16 protein-coding genes and 3 pseudogenes are annotated in these 18,144 nt (G+C 28.0%); 10 read left to right on the forward strand and 9 right to left on the reverse strand.

All coding sequences use genetic code 11. From position 1 onward, the window contains the following. Positions 1-8 precede the first annotated feature (8 nt). Positions 9-566 (forward strand): HAAS signaling domain-containing protein, encoded by a 558-nt coding sequence (locus HMPREF3264_RS10935; protein ID WP_070873332.1) that lies wholly within the window; start codon positions 9-11, stop codon positions 564-566. Further along, on the forward strand, positions 563-1,399 hold the full coding sequence (locus tag HMPREF3264_RS10940) for a DUF4097 family beta strand repeat-containing protein (protein WP_070873333.1): 837 nt from the start codon (positions 563-565) through the stop codon (positions 1,397-1,399). Before HMPREF3264_RS10935 ends, HMPREF3264_RS10940 begins: the two co-directional genes overlap by 4 nt. A gap of 118 nt (positions 1,400-1,517) precedes the next feature. On the opposite strand, the gene HMPREF3264_RS10945 is transcribed toward HMPREF3264_RS10940, so the two are convergent. Continuing rightward, on the reverse strand, positions 1,518-2,558 hold the full coding sequence (locus tag HMPREF3264_RS10945) for a C45 family autoproteolytic acyltransferase/hydrolase (RefSeq protein WP_070873334.1): 1,041 nt from the start codon (positions 2,556-2,558) through the stop codon (positions 1,518-1,520). A 400-nt stretch (positions 2,559-2,958) separates the two neighbouring features. Here HMPREF3264_RS10945 and HMPREF3264_RS12685 point away from each other — a divergent pair, with 400 nt between their 5' ends. After that, a complete protein-coding gene (locus tag HMPREF3264_RS12685; protein WP_002435939.1) occupies positions 2,959-3,129 on the forward strand; it encodes a hypothetical protein in 171 nt (56 codons plus the stop codon). A 75-nt stretch (positions 3,130-3,204) separates the two neighbouring features. Here the strand turns inward: HMPREF3264_RS12685 and HMPREF3264_RS10950 are convergent. Then, positions 3,205-3,507, reverse strand: a pseudogene (locus HMPREF3264_RS10950) (YolD-like family protein); the annotation flags it as partial. A gap of 183 nt (positions 3,508-3,690) precedes the next feature. Here HMPREF3264_RS10950 and HMPREF3264_RS10955 point away from each other — a divergent pair. The 4 genes and pseudogenes from HMPREF3264_RS10955 to HMPREF3264_RS10970 all read left to right on the forward strand — a co-directional run bounded on the left by HMPREF3264_RS10955 (position 3,691) and on the right by HMPREF3264_RS10970 (position 8,635). Further along, positions 3,691-4,803, forward strand: a complete 1,113-nt coding sequence (locus HMPREF3264_RS10955; protein ID WP_002489461.1) for a tyrosine-type recombinase/integrase — start codon at positions 3,691-3,693, stop codon at positions 4,801-4,803. Between the two features lie 2 nt (positions 4,804-4,805). Then, positions 4,806-6,869 (forward strand): tyrosine-type recombinase/integrase, encoded by a 2,064-nt coding sequence (locus HMPREF3264_RS10960; protein ID WP_000026850.1) that lies wholly within the window; start codon positions 4,806-4,808, stop codon positions 6,867-6,869. Positions 6,870-6,877: 8 nt separating this feature from the next. Beyond that, positions 6,878-7,242, forward strand: a pseudogene (locus HMPREF3264_RS10965) (DUF6262 family protein). 4 nt (positions 7,243-7,246) lie between these two features. Then, the gene (locus HMPREF3264_RS10970; protein WP_070873335.1) at positions 7,247-8,635 is read left to right on the forward strand and encodes a hypothetical protein; all 1,389 of its coding nucleotides are present in this window, start codon (positions 7,247-7,249) and stop codon (positions 8,633-8,635) included. Between the two features lie 42 nt (positions 8,636-8,677). On the opposite strand, the gene HMPREF3264_RS10975 is transcribed toward HMPREF3264_RS10970, so the two are convergent. Next, positions 8,678-9,088 carry a YolD-like family protein gene (locus HMPREF3264_RS10975; protein ID WP_000612779.1) on the reverse strand — a complete coding sequence of 137 codons (411 nt, stop codon included), beginning with the start codon at positions 9,086-9,088 and terminating at the stop codon, positions 8,678-8,680. Positions 9,089-9,401: 313 nt separating this feature from the next. Then, entirely contained in the window at positions 9,402-10,247 is an 846-nt protein-coding gene (gene blaZ, locus HMPREF3264_RS10980) for a penicillin-hydrolyzing class A beta-lactamase BlaZ (protein WP_000733622.1), read from the reverse strand. 106 nt (positions 10,248-10,353) lie between these two features. Here blaZ and blaR1 point away from each other — a divergent pair. Continuing rightward, positions 10,354-12,110 (forward strand): annotated as a pseudogene (gene blaR1 / locus HMPREF3264_RS10985) (beta-lactam sensor/signal transducer BlaR1). After that, positions 12,100-12,480 (forward strand): penicillinase repressor BlaI, encoded by a 381-nt coding sequence (gene blaI / locus HMPREF3264_RS10990; RefSeq protein ID WP_070873336.1) that lies wholly within the window; start codon positions 12,100-12,102, stop codon positions 12,478-12,480. The pseudogene blaR1 and the gene blaI overlap by 11 nt, the downstream one beginning before the upstream one ends. Before the next feature lie 13 nt (positions 12,481-12,493). Here the strand turns inward: blaI and HMPREF3264_RS12690 are convergent, their stop codons facing one another. Both HMPREF3264_RS12690 and arsB read right to left on the reverse strand, forming a co-directional pair. Then, positions 12,494-12,670 carry a hypothetical protein gene (locus HMPREF3264_RS12690; RefSeq protein ID WP_141764495.1) on the reverse strand — a complete coding sequence of 59 codons (177 nt, stop codon included), beginning with the start codon at positions 12,668-12,670 and terminating at the stop codon, positions 12,494-12,496. A gap of 115 nt (positions 12,671-12,785) precedes the next feature. Continuing rightward, positions 12,786-14,075 (reverse strand): arsenite efflux transporter membrane subunit ArsB, encoded by a 1,290-nt coding sequence (gene arsB / locus HMPREF3264_RS10995; RefSeq protein ID WP_070873337.1) that lies wholly within the window; start codon positions 14,073-14,075, stop codon positions 12,786-12,788. A 179-nt stretch (positions 14,076-14,254) separates the two neighbouring features. Between arsB and HMPREF3264_RS11000 the strand changes: the two genes are divergently transcribed. Next, positions 14,255-15,283, forward strand: coding sequence for a 6-phosphogluconolactonase (locus HMPREF3264_RS11000; protein ID WP_070873338.1), 1,029 nt, complete (start codon positions 14,255-14,257; stop codon positions 15,281-15,283). 60 nt (positions 15,284-15,343) lie between these two features. Here HMPREF3264_RS11000 and HMPREF3264_RS11005 read toward each other — a convergent pair whose 3' ends face one another. The 3 genes from HMPREF3264_RS11005 to HMPREF3264_RS11015 all read right to left on the reverse strand — a co-directional run. After that, on the reverse strand, positions 15,344-16,723 hold the full coding sequence (locus HMPREF3264_RS11005; protein ID WP_070873339.1) for an aldehyde dehydrogenase: 1,380 nt from the start codon (positions 16,721-16,723) through the stop codon (positions 15,344-15,346). A 273-nt stretch (positions 16,724-16,996) separates the two neighbouring features. Beyond that, positions 16,997-17,923 (reverse strand): manganese-dependent inorganic pyrophosphatase, encoded by a 927-nt coding sequence (locus HMPREF3264_RS11010; protein ID WP_070873340.1) that lies wholly within the window; start codon positions 17,921-17,923, stop codon positions 16,997-16,999. 54 nt (positions 17,924-17,977) lie between these two features. Then, the coding region (locus tag HMPREF3264_RS11015) for a cysteine hydrolase family protein (protein ID WP_141764496.1) at positions 17,978-18,144 on the reverse strand (167 nt) is incomplete at its 5' end.

The following is an 18,144-nucleotide window of genomic DNA, read 5'->3' on the forward strand; positions in this document are numbered from 1 at the left end:
GACAATATATGGATAAGATTACTTTTTTAAATGAATTAGAATTAGCCTTGGATGAGCTTCCTAGAAATGAAAAGGATAATAAGATGTACGAGTATGAAAATCTTTTTTATGAAGAGGAACTCAAGGGCAATAATGAAGAGCAAATTGTAAAAAAATTAAAGGACCCTTATGACATAGCTAAAGAAATTAAGGCAAAAAGTGCTATTAGTTACGCTAGTTCTAAACCTACGATTCAAAATATAGCTAGGGCAATCTTTGCATCTTTAAGTTTGGGAATCTTATCGATATTTATTATATTGATACCTGTCGTGATTATCGCATTACTTCTTTTGATTTTATTGTTTTTATCAATTTGTCTTTTATTTTCTCCTATAATATTAATCGTTTATTCATTACTTAATGGTTTTCATAACTCAATAAGTAATATATTATTTTCGATTTCATTGGCCGGTTTAGGAATTATTTTTATTGTTTTAACCTTTAAAATTATGCATATAGTACATAAACTGATTTTAAGATATTTACTATGGTACATAAAAACAGTTAAAGGAAGCGTTAGAGAATGAAGAAGCTTTTCATTAGCGGTTTAATTATATTTATTGTGTTTTTTATTGGTGGAACGATAACATGGTTTGCTTTTGATAAAGCTACTTATGAAAAGCAAAATTACTACAAAACGTTTAGTAACAATTTTAGTAATGTATCTGTAAATACGATAGGTTCAGAAATAAATGTTATAAAAGGTAAAAAATTTAAAATCGACTATAAAGGAGATAATGATATTTTTGTCTCCAAAAAAAGAAATACACTAAAAGTAACAGAAAAGCGAGCGACTAACAGAGGCTATGGTTTAAATTTTAATCCTTTTCATCGAAATAAGAAAAAACTTACTTTAGAAGTTCCAGATAAAAAACTGAAAAACTTGAATGTAGATTCGCTTATCGGTGATATACATTTAAAAAATTTGAAGGTAAATAATACAACTGTTATCAATCACCGTCTTTTTTCAATGGATAATTCAAATTTGAATAATTTAAATTTTGGGAGCTCTGGTAGAAAAGCCAATATTAGTGATTCTACTGTTCAAAAAGGTAATATAAAAATGAACTTAGGCAAAATATTAGTTAATCATAGCCAATTGAAAGATTCTATATTCTTATTGAATAAAGGTGATATTCTTATGAAGAATATGAAATCTTCAAATGATATTAAAGCCTCCACGAAACAAGGTGATATTAAATATAACTTCGGAGAAAACCCTAAAGACACATTACTCAAATTACATCCTGGTCGAGGTAAAAAAGTTGTTAACAATAAGTACTTTAAAGAAGGCAAAGTAGGTAAAAGTAATAATATTTTAGAGTTTTATACTGTTGATGGTGATATCACTGTTGATTAATTTTAGTCGGACAGTATCATTTTTTAAGTATCATAGCCCTTAAAATGAATGTATTTAAAAGTTCATTTTAAGGGCTATTTTCATATTTATTCATCACGCATTAGCCCGAAATAAAACTTTAATAAGTTGCGAAAGTCAAAGAAGTGTCAATTTCACCTCTGAAATAATCAATGTTTAAATCTTCGCCATTTAACCATTTTGAAAAGTTTATTTCAGTAGCATGGTTATTCTCACCGAGTGCCATCCAAGCAGTTAATGTATTTGGTTCATAAATAGATGTATGAATGGTGCCAGACCAACTTCTAAAGAGTTTACTGTATATCTCATATTGTGGGTCGTTAAATAATTTGAAAGCATCTTCTTTAGTAATAGTGTGATTCGTATGTTTGATAACTCGCTCTAATCTCTCTTTAGACTCTTTTGTGTAATTGCGATTTTCATGGGTTAATAATTCGAAATGATTTGTACATATTGGGTCATATCTCACATTAATTGAACGTGGTGTCACTTCAACTATCGCATAGTTTAAATTCTTATCCATTAAAATATAGCTAAATGAACTTCTATGAGGGATTTCTTTTAAAAGTCGAATAGCTTCATGAACATCTTTACAATTTTCAAGAATAAGTCTGCCTATCATATAACAAACAAAACCGTTGGCCGGCTTTTTACGATGCATAAAATTATAAGCCATTACTAGTCCACATTCATTCATCCCATCCATTCTGCCTGTCACTCTCGAAGTAGGACCTATTTGAGCCAAACCACTATCATTTGGTTGGAAAAGTAAATATCTTCCATCATATGTTGCTGGGTGATAATCATAATTACGTATTAAATAGTCTGTCCCCTTAAAAACTGTACAACCACTGTCTTTTAAATCTGTAAAGCGGTAATGACCAAAATTTAGGATGATCTGTTTAGTTGGAAGGTTAAGCACGTCTTGCATACCAATGAGCTCATCCCATATTTTCGGAGCATATGTTTGAAAGATATGATATGTTTCTTTTACATCTATATCAAAGCGAGGATTTCTTTTTCTCCATTCCTTTTCACGATTTTTTAAAAGGGGAGTCGTTTGTAACCATTTTGCTGTTTCAACTCCTAAATCGTAGTGGGAACCACGATGAGTCATAATATCAGATTGTACGTTTTGCATTCAGAACATCCTCTCTTTTCAAATGTTTACTTTAATGTAATAGGAAATTAACTTAATGTTAATTGCATTACATTAGTTGAAATAATACAATCGAATTGTATTTTAGTTGGGGAATTTTTAATATTTATGGGAGTGATTTCTATGTTTACAGATCGTTGTAGAGCAATTGCTGATTCAGTTAAATCATGGTGGCTAAGTTAATACGCATGATACTTTATTATTTAAGCTATTATTATTTAGATTTAAAATAATTAAATTAATCTTTATTTGTCATATTACCATAATTCTTACTTATATTGAGAATAATCATTTTTGAAACGGGTATTTATTTATCGAAGAAGATAAGTATGCTATCATATTGTATTGTAGATATGCATATTAATTTTAGAGGTGAAAAGTAATGTGGAACTTTATTAAAGGTTTATTTAAATTTGTATTTAGCTTATTAGCTATTACTACAGTTGTTGTAGGCGTAGGTGTTGTTGCCTTTGCTTATATTTTCAAAAAAGATTTCGAAGATATTGAAAGAAAAACAAAAGAAATTGTTTCAGATATCGAAAACAATAATTAATTAGTTAAGTGTATACTAGCTGATTTTTAAATAATGGTTGGCAATGGCTCAAAGTTAAGCTATTGCCAACTTTTTTTATGCGAAGGTAATATCAATAATATCTAAGATTGAAACCTTTTGATGGTATGTAGTATTAGGTTTTATACCTTCAATTTCAAAATTCAATGAATCTATGCGATGTATATTAAGCTGAACAAAATCAATATAGCCTTCTTTATAAAATTTGATATTAACAGGTTGGGATCTTTGTAAAGCCTCATGTAAGCGTATATTTAATTGAGCCAGTTGATCATCTGAAAGCACAGGTCTATCTATCTTATTTTGGTCGAGCATATATTGATGAATTGTTTCAAACTGCTCAGGTAATGTAGCAAAGGGTTATATATATGTTGAAGAATATAGACTATTTTGTTTAAAATGAATCATATTTTAAGAAAAAATGAACAAAGTAAAAATATTAAATAGTCTTTTTTTATTACGTGTAATAAGTTTAATATGTATGATGTAAAAAGAATTTGAATAGTGTATACTTATACTATTAAAATTAGAAATGAGATTATTATGAAAATAGTAGAAGTAAAATCTAAGAATGGTACCAATTTTATGATTTTAGATGGTAATAATGAACCTATAGTAGATGCAGTAAGATATTTGAAGTATCTGGATAGTGTTAAGAAAAGTTTAAATACCAAGAAAACCTATGCCTATGCACTAAAAAATTTTTTTGTTTACTTAGAAAGTAAAAAGATATGCTATAAAGAAGTTAGTTTTGATAACTTTGTTGATTTTATAAGATGGATGAAAACACCTTTTGAATATGAGAATGTCCTCTCTTATCACCGAAAAGAAAAAAGCATTAGTCCTAAGACAATTAATCTGACTATGACTGTAGTATCTAATTTTTATGATTATCTCTATAGGAGTAAAAAATTAGATGTTAATTTCTATGATTTTATGCATATGGAAAGTAAATACTCTAAAAAATATAAAAGTTTCATGCATCACATAAATAAGGACTATAGAACGTTGAAAAATATTTTGAAAGTTAAAGAACCAAAGAAAAAAATAGAAGTGTTAACTAATGCGGAGGTTAAGAAATTATTAGAGGAAGCTAATAATATTAGAGATAAATTCTTAATACAATTACTATATGAAACCGGATTACGTATAGGTGAGGTATTATCATTACGTATTGATGATATTAAATTTGACTTTAGAAAAGGCCATCAAATAGTTTTGAAAAATAGATTTAATGATAATGGTACTTATTTGAAAACTGGGGAAAGAAAAATATTTATTTCCCAATCGTTAATTGATTTATACGATGATTATGTCTACGAAATAATTGACGAACTTTCAATATGTTCTGATTATCTTTTTGTAAAAATAAAGGGGAGAAATGTAGGAGAAGCTATGAATTATAGTGATATATATTCATTATTTAAAAGGCTAAAACATAAAACATCTATAAATGTTTATCCTCATTTATTTCGCCATACACATGCAACTGTTTTTTATAATGAAACTAAGGATATAAAACAAGTTCAAGAAAGACTTGGTCATAGTAATATACAAACGACTATTAATTTATATGTTCATCCCACTGAAGAAGATATACGTGAAGATTGGAATAAAGTAAAGCATCAATTTCAAGTTTTTAATAAAGGGGAATGACTATGTCAATACCAATTAATTTACCTACAAACAGTACTATGATTAATGAATTATGTACATTACAAAGTAGAACCATCAATATAAAAGGAGAGGTTTTAATAACTGAAATATATGATGATTACTTTTTTAAAAATGATGAGTGGCACATTACAGCTTTTAACAAATTCAAGCAATTTCAAGATAGTATCAAGAACTATAGAGACAAAAGAAAAAATGTTTTCTTTAGGATTAAAAGTAAAAATTTGAATTTAGAATTTAAATACCTTTTTTTGAAACTGATAGTTAAAGAGGATTGGTCCTTATCTAATTTATTTAATACTGGAGCAGTAAAGCTTAATAAGATTGCTAAGTTCTTTAATGAAGTTTATCCAAATTTAAATTCTTTACTTGATTGTGATATAAATACATTAGAAAAGCACTGGTTTAATTGGCTGACTGAAAATAATATACCAATAAAAAGAAGATCATCAACAATAGTTTTTGGTGATTATGAATACAAAAGCGGACTGGCTTCTTTTTTAAAGAATATGTACATTAATCTAATTAAGTTCATTGATAAGCGAGAAGAATGGGAAAAAGATAAATGGGATATTAGAAATTTAGAAAAATATGGATTGAGTTATAATAAAACACTAACTGGCAATTATTTAAACTTTGAAAAAATTGAGTCAATTAAAATGCGAGAATTAGCAAAAAAATATTTAAAAAATCGTTTGATAACTGGTGATATAGCATTTGCTACAGCAAGGTTTTATATAAGAGTTTTAACTAGGTTTTTTCAAAATATATCTAAAAATAAAGAAACAAGGAATAGTTTAAATGAACTAGATAGATGTCATATCGAAGCATATATAGAATTTTTGTTTGAATATGCAGCTAATAAACATTTGCAAAGTACTAAGAATTTTGTGAGAGAAGAATTAAAAACAATTAGAAGGTTCTTAAACGATATTATAACTCAAAACTATGCTATAGCACCGTACCAAGATATACGATTTTTAATTTATCCTCAAGACTTACCTAAACACGAAAAGAAAAATAGTAGCCAAATTGATTATATCCCAGATTTTGTATTGGAACAGCTTTTTGAGCATATAAATGATTTGCATAAAGATTTAATACCTGTAGTTTGGATAGCTTTTAAAACAGGATTAAGAATTTCTGATGTATTGACATTACAAAATAATTGCCTTGCAAAAGTTAATGGAAAGTATTCAATAATCACAGATATTGCTAAAACTTTTGTTAAAGGACATAGAATACCAATTGATAATAAATTAGCTGATATAATAGCAGTTTTAATAGCCGATTCTAAAAGTAAAAGTACAAAAGATAATAATCCTAATAATTATATTTTTGCTATTTATAAAGGAAAAAGAAAGGGAATGCCCTTTACACAACATATGGTCAGAGCACACTTAAATCATTTATCAAAGACTAAAAATATTATTGATGAACAAGGAGAAATCTTCCATTTCAAAACTCATCAATTTAGACATACCTATGCAGTAAAATTGTTAAATGGTGGAGCAGATATATTAACGATACAAGAATTATTAGCACACTCCTCACCAGAAATGACTCTAAGATATGCTAAGTTACTTGATGATACAAAGAGAAAGGCTTTTGAATCAGTTATTGATCAAGGAGCTTTTAGTTTTGATGTTGACGGTAAAATTAAAAATATACAGCATAGTAGTGAACTATCTGAAAAAGCATTGAATTCTTTATGGCAAGAACATAAATTAAACGCAATGGACAATCCTTATGGCACTTGTCATGCTAGATTGAGTGGTGATTGTCCATACATGGAAGCTCCGCCATGCCTGACTTGTAATTCTGGGAAACCATGTAAGGATTTAGCTATTGGATTTTCTGATTTAGATGTTGAAAAATATGAATTACATATCAAATCAACGGTCAAATCTATAGAATTAGCTAAAAATAATAATAGACAAGATATGGTTGAAAAGCATATAAATATATTAAATAAATATGAAGAAATACTAGGTAATATAAAAGATGGAAACATTATATTCGGGAGAAGTAATAGAATAAAAGTATAGAGGTTAAGATGGAAAAATTTAATAGACAAGAACAATTAAAACAGTTGCATGCAGAACGAAAAGTTAAAACCGAGAAAAAAGTTGATAAAGCAATAAATGATTTAGTTCAAAAAATAAAGAAATTAACTTTAACATCGTTTCTAAACATTCAAAAGTTTCGAAAGCTACATTATATAAAAATAATAAAATTCGAAAGAAAATAGAGAAGTTACGTGAACAAAACAGAGAAATATTTGTTCATAAAAATAAAAATGACGGTAAAGATGCGTTAATCTCCTCTTTAAAAAGAAAAGTAAATTCTTTAGAAAAAGAGAAAAAAATGTTGAAAGAAGAAATTAGCGTTTTATATTCTAGGCTGTATGAGGATATTTAAAATAATGGACAATAAAATTGAAAAGATTCTAGAAGATATTAATAAATTACAAGGCTATAAAGTAACATATCAATATGCTACTGCTATAAATATAAAAGATAATAACATGAACCCTTGGTTTGAAAAAATTGAGGAAATTCTATTGAATGTAAAAGGAGTTATACGCATTTTATCTCCTGACAACCCCCCGGTAAATTATGATTATTGGATTTTACCTGGAAGATATAAAAGACATACAAAAGAATATCACGAAAAACTAGAAAAATTTTTAGAAAAATTTGCTACTAATGCAAATATTAATGATGGATTGTTTGATCAAAATAATATACATGGATACAAATATAAAAAATATATATTCACTCCACATATTGAAATTACTCATGAGAACACTTTGAATTTATTTTTTTTAACCTTAACTATATTTAACAATGGTACATTTGTTATAGAAATCATTGAAGACTTAGAGAGTATAAACTTTGGAAGCGACTTGTATAGTACTTTCTCATGTGTAAAAGATAAGATATATCCTCTAATTAATCAAGAAAAAAATAATAGACAAAGACAGTATCAATTGTATGGTAATAGACATTGTAAAAATATTAGAGATGTTTCTAGACAAATTAATAGAATTATAAAAATTAATAGTAAGGATATTTTTGAATATAAAGTATCTAAAAATATGGGTTTTGAAGTTTATTATTTAGCTAATGAAAATGAATTTACTGATGATCCTTTCTATGAGGACGTGAAGATTCAAGAGTGGTTAGTAAATGCGCCTATTTTTTCATTTGAAGGAAAAAGTAAACATTTTAGGCAAGATGGTTATAGCGATAATTATATAAACTTCTTGAATAAAGCATCTGTTTTTGTAGTTTGGATGGATGAGCAAGAAGAAGATGTTTTAGAAAAATGTTCTCAAATGGCACTTTATTTCAATAGTTCTGCTAATTTCAATAGTTCTGCTTATTTCTTTTTCTTAGAAACTATGTTAAATGAATTACAATTGTATGGGTATCAACAATATAATTTAAATGGAAAAAAAGAAGCCCTATATTTTAGACAATGGATACTAAATTTCAAGAGATCTATTGCAATTATTTATAGAACAGAGCTTTTACCTAGTTTATATTTATATTTGTATCTAAAGAATAATAATGATTTTAAATCTCCACAATATATTGAAGAATTAAACAAAGAAGAATTATCACTAATTGAATTGGAGCAGTCATATAAGGAAGAAGAAAGAAGCGAAAAATTAAATAAACTTTTGTTAATAATAAGTCTTTTATCAATTTTCCAAGTAGTAGAAATTTTTTTCAGTGATAAAAATAATATATTTAATATCAGTATGATACTTATAATGATTTTGCTAGAAGTATTTCGAAAAAGGTAATTATAAGAACACTATTTAAACTTTTTAAAAGTTTAAATAGTGTTAAGTGATACTACAAACGTTAGCATTATTTAAATTATATATATTATTGTTAGTATCAGAAAAGGAAAATGTATTACTAATTTCATCCTTTTTTAAAATTTTTCCTGTATATTTTGAAATGTTACCGTCTTCCCAATATGAGATTGTACATAACTCATCATTTTGAATTTTTATTTGAAAAATCTGATCTAAATTATCTAATGAATCATGTGTTAGCAATGGTTTTTCTATTTTATTTTGATCCTTTATAATTTGTTCTAAAATTTCAAACTGTTGCGGGAGAGTCGCAAAAGCTTGCCATTTGATTTTTCCACGCCCTTGAGGGATTTTAGGGTTTAAATATTTTCTTGGTATTTTTCTATAATCAGTTTCATATTTATATTCATCTGGCGCATTAGGATTTGGAATCATGTTTACCACCTCATCATCATTGTAGAACGTATGTTCTTTTTTGGCAAGGATTATATAATTTTTTAATGTGATTAATTAATTAATTTAAAATAAGTTATTTTCTATATGGAAAAGTTGAGTAAGATTATCGAGCATTTATAATTATAGTAACTGGAATTATGATGTTTGGTATGTTAATAGTATTTTCTCTTTTAAAAAATGTGAACATAAAAAAATAGAACATATATAATTATAAATAATATATATGTTCTTCGATATTATGAAGTTTTATGAAAGATAGAATTATATCAGTTTTTGTAGTACATTTAGACTATTAAAATTTGTTTATTACATTCTTGGCGGTTTCACTTATCAATTTATCATTAGGTTTATCACTTTTATTGTCTTTATTCGTAAAAATGACTAAAATAATAGGTTCAGATTGGTTCTTAGGATAAACAAAAGCTACATCATTTCTAGAAGCATATGTTATTGCTTGACCACTTTTATCAGCAACCTTATAGTCTTTTGGAACACCATCTTTAATTAAAGTGTCTCCGTTTTTATTATTTAACATTAAATCAAGTAAGAAATTTTTATTTTTTTTGCTTAATTTTCCATTTGCGATAAGTTTATTTAAAGTCTTGCCGAAAGCAGCAGGCGTTGAAGTATCTTTTTTGCTCTTTGGTGAATAGTAATTTAATTCTATTTCATATCTAACTGGATTTGTTACTTTATCTCCCAATTTTTTTAAACGTTTTTTAATTTTTTTGATTCCACCGATTTCGTTTATAATTTTATTGTTTGCTGTATTATCACTATACTTCATTGAAGCCTCAATAAGTTCTTTTAAAGTGATATCTTTTCCTACATATTTTTCTAAAATAGGAGAATAAGCAACTATATCATCTTTGTTAATATGTACTTTTTTATTTAACTTATTATAAGGTACTTGTTCTAACAAAATAGCACTATTTATCGCTTTTGAAGTTGAAGCATAGGCAAATCTCTTATCGGCATTAAATTTTACTTCCTTACCACTTTTAGTATCTAATGCATAGACACCAATATTAGCATTATATTTCTTTTCTAAATTATTTAACTCTTTAGCATGTGAACTGGTTGAATTACATGCACTTAAAACTAAAGCAATTGCAATTAAAAGTATTAACTTTTTCAAAATATACCCTCCAATATTACAGTTGTAATTTCTATAAATCAATAATATTACAATTGTAATATTCGCGTCAATAGTTTATTATAAATATTTGAAAGAAGGTGTTGAAATGGCTAAGTTATTAATAATGAGCATAGTAAGCTTTTGTTTTATATTTCTATTGTTATTATTTTTTAGGTACATATTAAAACGCTATTTTAATTATATGTTAAATTATAAAGTTTGGTATCTAACTCTTCTTGCAGGATTAATTCCTTTCATCCCTATTAAATTCTCTTTTTTTAAATTTAATAATTTGAATAATCAAGAGCCCACAGTTGAAAGTAATTCACACAATTTGAATCCTAACATAAATACCACTAAACCTGTTCATGAGTTTACAACAGACATCCATAAGTTTAATTGGGATTCAATAGATAATATCTGCACAGTTATTTGGATAGTTTTAGTTATTATTTTAAGTTTTAAATTTTTAAATTCTTTATTATATCTTAAGTATTTAAAGAAACAGTCACTTTATCTAAATGAAAAAGAAAAAGATAAAATAAACAAGATACTTTTCAATCATCAATATAAAAGAAATATTGTGATTCGAAAAGCAGAATCTATTCATTCTCCAATAACTTTTTGGTATGGAAAATATATTATTTTGATTCCCAGTTTATATTTTAAAAGTATAAATGACAAAAAACTAAAATATATAATATTGCACGAGTATGCTCATGCTAAAAACAGAGATACTTTGCATTTAATTATCTTTCATATTTTTTCTATTGCTATGAGTTATAATCCACTAATACAAATTGTAAAAAGAAAGATGATTCATGACAATGAAGTAGAAGCCGATAGATTTGTCCTTAATAATATTAACAAAAATGAATTTAAGTCTTATGCGGAAGCTATTATGGATTCCGTATTAAAAACCTCATTTTTCAACAAAAATATATTAAGCCATTCATTTAATGGTAAAAAATCATTACTCAAAAGAAGATTAATTAATATAAAAGAAGGCAATCTGAAGAAGCAGTCAAAATTAATTCTAATTTTTATTTGTATTTTTACTTTTTTTATCATGATAATTCAAAGCCAGTTTTTAATGGGGCAATCCTTAACTGATTATAATTATAAAAAGCCCTTACAAAGCGATTACCAAATTTAGATGAAAGTAAAAATTTTGGTTCAAATAGTGGATCTTTCGTTATGTACAGCATGAAGAAAGACAAATACTATATTTATAATGAAAAAGAAAGTAGAAAAAGATATTCTCCTGATTCAACTTACAAAATTTATTTAGCACTGTTTGGACTTGACCGTCATATTATAAGTGATAAAAATTCACGTATGTCATGGAATCATAATCATTATCCTTTCGATTCTTGGAATAAGGATCAAGATTTAAATACGGCAATACAAAACTCAGTTAATTGGTACTTCGAACGTATTAGTAATCAATTATCAAAGAACTATACTTCTGATCAACTCAAGCAATTAAATTATGGTAATAAAAATTTGGGAAGTTATAAAGCCTATTGGTTGGAAGATAGTTTGAAAATATCTAATCTTGAACAAGTAATAGTTTTAAAAAATATGATGGAACAAAATAACCATTTTAGTAAAAATGAAAAGAAACAATTATCTTCTTCGTTATTGATTAGAAAAAATGAAAATTATGAATTGTATGGGAAAACAGGTACAGGTATAGTAAACGGGAAATATAATAATGGGTGGTTTGTAGGTTACGTAATTACAAATCATGATAAGTATTATTTTTCTACACATTTATCAGATGAAAAAGCCTCTGGTGAAAATGCTAAATTCATAAATGAAAAAATATTAAAAGAAATGGGTGTTTTAAATGGCCAATAAGCAAGTTGAAATATCTATGGCTGAATGGGATGTTATGAATATAATATGGAATAAAAAATCAGTATCAGCTAATGAAATTGTAGTTGAGATTCAAAAAAATAAAGAAGTTAGCGATAAGACGATTAGAACATTAATTACAAGACTATATAAAAAAGAGATTATAAAACGCTATAAATATAATAATATTTATTTTTACTCATCAATTATTAAAGAAGATGATATTAAAATGAAAACTGCTAAAACCTTTCTTAATAAATTGTATGGAGGGGACATGAAAAGTTTAGTGCTAAATTTTGCGAAAAATGAAGAATTAAATAACAAAGAAATTGAAGAATTGCGAGCCATTTTAAATGATATTAGTAAAAAATAAATAGATATAGGGTTCAAACATAATTTACATATATATTATGTTTGAACCCTATTAAATTAGATTTTTTTATGAGATTAGTACATATAACAAAAGGTGCCCACTTAACCATGCCTCGACCAGCTGGTATATTCTTATCTAACATTTCACGTGGAATGTTTCGATAATCTGTTTCTTTATTTATATACGTCATTTTCAATCACCTCATCCGATATAAATCATTATACGAACACTTGTTCTGTTTTGCAATACAAAATTGCTGACTATATTTTTGAGTTTTATAGTCAGCAAGAGGTGAATGTTAAATTTTAAAAAATAATTAGAGTAAAATATAGTCCTAGTAACGTTATAAATAGTACAGGGAGGGTAACAACAATTCCTGTTTTAAAATAGGTTCCCCAAGAAATTTTTATACCTTTTTGAGTTAACACATGGAGCCATAATAGTGTCGCTAAAGATCCAATAGGTGTAATCTTAGGACCTAAATCAGAGCCAATAACATTTGCATAAATCATACCTTCTTTAATTAAACCGGTAGAATTTGATTGTGAAATAGCGATTGCATCAATTAAAACAGTTGGCAAATTATTCATAATCGATGAAAGAAACGCTGCTATAAATCCCATACTCATAATGCTACTCAATAGTCCATGAACTGAAAAGGAATGTAAAATATTTCCTAATACTAAAGTGATACCTACATTTTTCAATCCATAAACTACGAGATACATTCCTATTGAAAATACCACAATATTCCAAGGTGCGCCTTTTAAAACTTCTTTAGTACGAACGGCTTCTGAACGACTTGCTAGAAGTAAGAAAATAAAGGCAACAGCTAATGCAATAAACGCTACAGGTACTTTAATAAACTCACTCACTAAATAACCAAATAATAAAACAATGAGCACAATCCATGAGATGTTAAAAAGTTTTTTATCTTTGATGACTGATTGAGGTGTTTTTAAATGATTAATATCTACAGATCTTGGAAGTGAACGTCTAAAATAAAGCCAAAGTACAAGAACGCTAGCAAAAAATGAAAAAATATTAGGAATCATCATCTTTAAAGCGTATTGAATAAATGTGATATTAAAATAATCAGCAGAAACAATATTTACTAAATTGCTCACAATAAGTGGGAGAGAAGTAGTATCTGCGATAAAACCACTAGCTATGATAAATGGGAATATAGTTTTTTTATCAAATCCTAGACTTCTCACCATGGCTAATACAATGGGTGTGAGTATAAGTGCAGCACCATCATTTGCAAATAAAGCTGCAACTATAGCGCCTAAAGTCATGATCAATATAAACATTCTAAAACCGTGACCTTTAGAAGCGGTAATCATATGTAAAGCAGCCCATTCAAAGAATCCAATTCGATCTAGAATTAAAGATATCAATATAATCGCTACAAATGTTAATGTAGCATTCCAAACTATGTCGGTAACCTTAATAACATCGGAAAATGATACAACACCAGTTACTATAGCTATAATGGCACCGATAACAGCAGTAATGTCTATATCTAAACCTTTCGGCTGCCAAATAACAAAGAGCAACGTTATAACAAAAATAGCTATTGCTAGAAAAACCATAAAGGTTCACTCAACTTTCTTTATAAGAGTAAATAAATGATTTGTTTTAAATAACATAATCAAGAATATCAATACTTGAATTTTTTATCTAGAGTTATTACCAGTGAACAAGTTTTAATTGTAAATTAATCATAGTTAAAGTTAAAATTAAACAACATCAATCTAATGGAGGGGTTAATATGACTATTGGATACATCGGTTCTTATACAAAGAAAAATGGTAAAGGTATTTACCGTTTTGAATTAAATGAATTAGAGGGGACTATTAAAAACGTTGAAACAGGATATGAAATTGAAGCTTCAACCTATCTTACTAGAAATGAAAATTTCTTATATGCAATAACAAAAGAGGAAGAAGATTGTGGCATTGCAAGTTTCAAAATTAAAAATAACGGTGAATTAGAATTAATTAATAAATGCTTAGCATCTAAGAATGGAACAGGTTGCTATATTCAGGTTTCTAAAGATGGTAATTATTTATTTGAAGCAGTATATGGTGCTGGCATCGCTCGATTATATAAATTAAATAAAAATACTGGAGAAATCGAAACACTGATTGAAGAATTAGAACATGATTATCCTACAGGACCACATGAGCGACAAGACGATTCACATGTCCATTTTTTAAGTGAAACACCAGATAATAAATATGTTGTGGCGGCGGATTTAGGTACAGATAGAATTGTCACTTATACATATGGAGAAAATGGCTTTAAAGAATATGCAGTTTCACAATTTCAAGAAGCGGATGGTACACGACACATTACTTTCAATGATAATGGTAAATATGCTTACGTGGTTCATGAATTATCGAATTATGTTAGTGTAACAGAATATCATGATGGTGAATTTAAAGAAATAGAACGCCATCTAACAATTCCGCAAGATTTTAAAGAGGAAACAAAATTAGCTGCTGTTAGATTGTCTCACGATCAAAAGCATCTATATGTAAGTAATCGTGGTCATGATAGTATAGCTATTTATGAACTTGTAGATAATGGTAAATCATTGAAAATCGTTGATATACAAACAACTAGAGATGTGTTCCCAAGGGATTTTAATATTACTCCAGATGATAAATATATCGTTTGTGCACATCAAGAAGGGGATTCCAAAGTCACAGTATTTAAACGAAATGATGTTACAGGAAAACTCACTTTCATAGATGATCACGAAAGTGCGCCTGAGGGAGTATGTGTGCTCTTCTAATAAAATGCTCCACATGTAATGAATCGACCATGTACATGTGGAGCTTAATTCAAATGATTTTTAATTTTTAAAGAAGGCTTTGATATATTTAAATTTACCTTTATAAGGAGGGAAGTAGACGCTTGATTCTAATCGAGTTGACTTAAAAGTATATGATTTCATATGACTAAATGTGTCAAATGAATATTTACCGTGATATTGTCCTATACCTGAGGCACCAACACCACCAAATGGTAAATTAGGGTTAGCGACATGCATGAGCGTATCATTAATTGCACCACCACCAAATGATAGTTCATCTAATACACGATGAGACGCATTTTCATCTTCGCTAAATAAATATAAACTTAAAGGTTTAGGCTTGCTTTGAATAATTTCAATTGCTTCATCAAAGCTGTCATAAGTAAGAATAGGAAGTATAGGGCCAAAAATTTCTTCTTGCATCACTTTATCTTGAACATTGGTATTTTCAAGTATTGTAGGTTCAATGTATAAATCTTCTTTTGAACTTTTTCCTCCAAATACTATGTTGTTTTTATGAATTTCTAGTAACTCATTTAGACGATTAAAATGTTTTTCATTAACAATTCTTCCAAAGTCAGGACTTTCTTTAATATTTTTTCCATAAAATTCAGTGATAGTTTGTTTTAATGCATTAATGAGGTCATTTTTAACTTTGCGATCAACCAGTATATAATCTGGAGCAACACAAGTTTGACCTGCATTTGTAAACTTACCGAAACTTATTCGCTCACTAGCTACTTTGATATTAGCAGTGTCATCAACAATTACTGGTGATTTGCCACCTAATTCTAAAGTTACAGGTACTAAATTTTTAGCTGCAGCTTCATAAACAACTTTGCCAACTTTTTCACTACCCGTAAAGAACATATAATCAAAAGGTAGATGGATTAAAGTCTGAGTTTCATTAATCCTGCCCTCGACAACAGAGATATAATTAGAGTCAAAAGAATCTTCAATTACATTTCTGATAACTGATGCTACATTAGGTGTATGTTCTGATGGTTTTACAATTGCAGTATTTCCTGCAGCTATAGCGCCAATCAAAGGTTCAAAAACTAATTGAACAGGATAATTGAAAGGTCCTATGATTAAGACAGTACCATAAGGTTCATTTTTGATATAACTTTTAGTCGGGAATAAATATAGTGGTGTGTCAACTTGCTTTGTTTTAGTCCAATTTTTTAATTCTTTACGAGCAATTTTAATGCTTTTTAAAAGTACGCCAATTTCTGTAGCATATGCCTCTACATTATTTTTACCTAAATCCTTTTCGAGTGCTTCAAGTAATTCATTTTCATGGTTTTTAATACTTTTGCGTAAAATTTTCAATTGATGTTTACGAAATTTAAGTTCCTTGGTTTTATTGGTTTTGAAGAATTGTTTACTTTGGTAAAATTTTTGTTCAATATTATTCATCAAAATGACCTCCTTATTTATTTATATGCAAGAGGGGGGATACAACACAGAAATCTATCGCTTAAAAACATTAATTCACTTAATAAATTTATACCCCAAATATTAATTTTTAAATGCAATTCTTTAGTTAAAAAAGAGTAAGAAAAAGTTAATTTTTAATAGATGTACTATGTATGGATATAAAATGTGCCCCTAAATAAATTTACTTAAAATTCATTTAGGAGCATACATACTAGGAAAGTCCTAGCCACTATATTAAAGATTTAGATGGAATTAAGATAATACTTCAGTAATTTGAGGTACGACTTGTTTCTTACGAGATACTACACCTGATAAGAATGCCATACCATCATCTAATTGTACATTAAATGCTTGACCGACTTTATCTTTCTCAGCACCAACAACTAAAATTTTAGAATCGCTATTAATAATATCAGTAACTACAAGTACAAATAAATCATATTTTTCATTTGCACTCACTTCTAACATTACTTTTTCTAACTCATCTTTGCGGTTTAATACTTCGTCGATATCTACAGTATTTACTTGTGCAATACGAGTCACATAGTCACCCATAGTAAATGATTTAGCGTCCATGTCTAATAAAGTTTCAGCAGATTTATCAGTAGTAGAAGCACCTGCTTTTAACATATCAAGACCGTAGCTATCTAAATCGACATTTGCAATATCTTTTAATGCTTGAGCAGCATTTACATCTTCTTGAGTACATGTAGGTGATTTGAATAATAAACTATCTGAAATGATTGCTGAAATCATTAAGCCGGCAATGTGAGGTTTAATTTCAAAGCCACGTTCTTTGTACATTTTATATAAAATCGTTGCAGTACAACCAACAGGTTCTGCTCTGTAATAAAGAGGACCTGCTGTTTCGAAGTTAGCAATTCGGTGATGATCAATCACGTGTTTTACTGTAGCATCGTTGATTGAATCTGCACTTTGTTGGAATTCGTTATGGTCTACTAAAATAACTTCTTCATTATTTAAGTCTTCAGATAATAATTCTGGCGCATCCACTTTGAAGTAATCTAATGCATATTGTGTTTCGGCGCTGACTTCGCCTAAACGATATGCTTTAGCTTCAGTGTTTCCTGTTTGTTGTTCAAAATCAGCCATAATAATTGCTGAAGAAATTGCGTCAGTATCTGGATTTTTATGCCCGAATATATAAGTTTTTGTCATTTTCAATATCTCCTTATTCTTTTATATTTAATCATATTTTAGCATGATTTAAGTTTAATCTTCTACCTTAGCACCTAGTGAGTTTTTGAAATGCGAAAGTGCCCAAGTATGGCCTTCTTGATTAAAGGATGCGACACCTTTACTAGGTATCGTAATATGATAACCTAAATTATATGCTGAAATAGCGGTATGAAGTACGCAAATATCTGTACATACACCAA

Origin of the sequence: Staphylococcus sp. HMSC62A08 (assembly GCF_001839105.1) — a bacterium.
GTDB classification, from domain to species: domain Bacteria; phylum Bacillota; class Bacilli; order Staphylococcales; family Staphylococcaceae; genus Staphylococcus; species Staphylococcus caprae.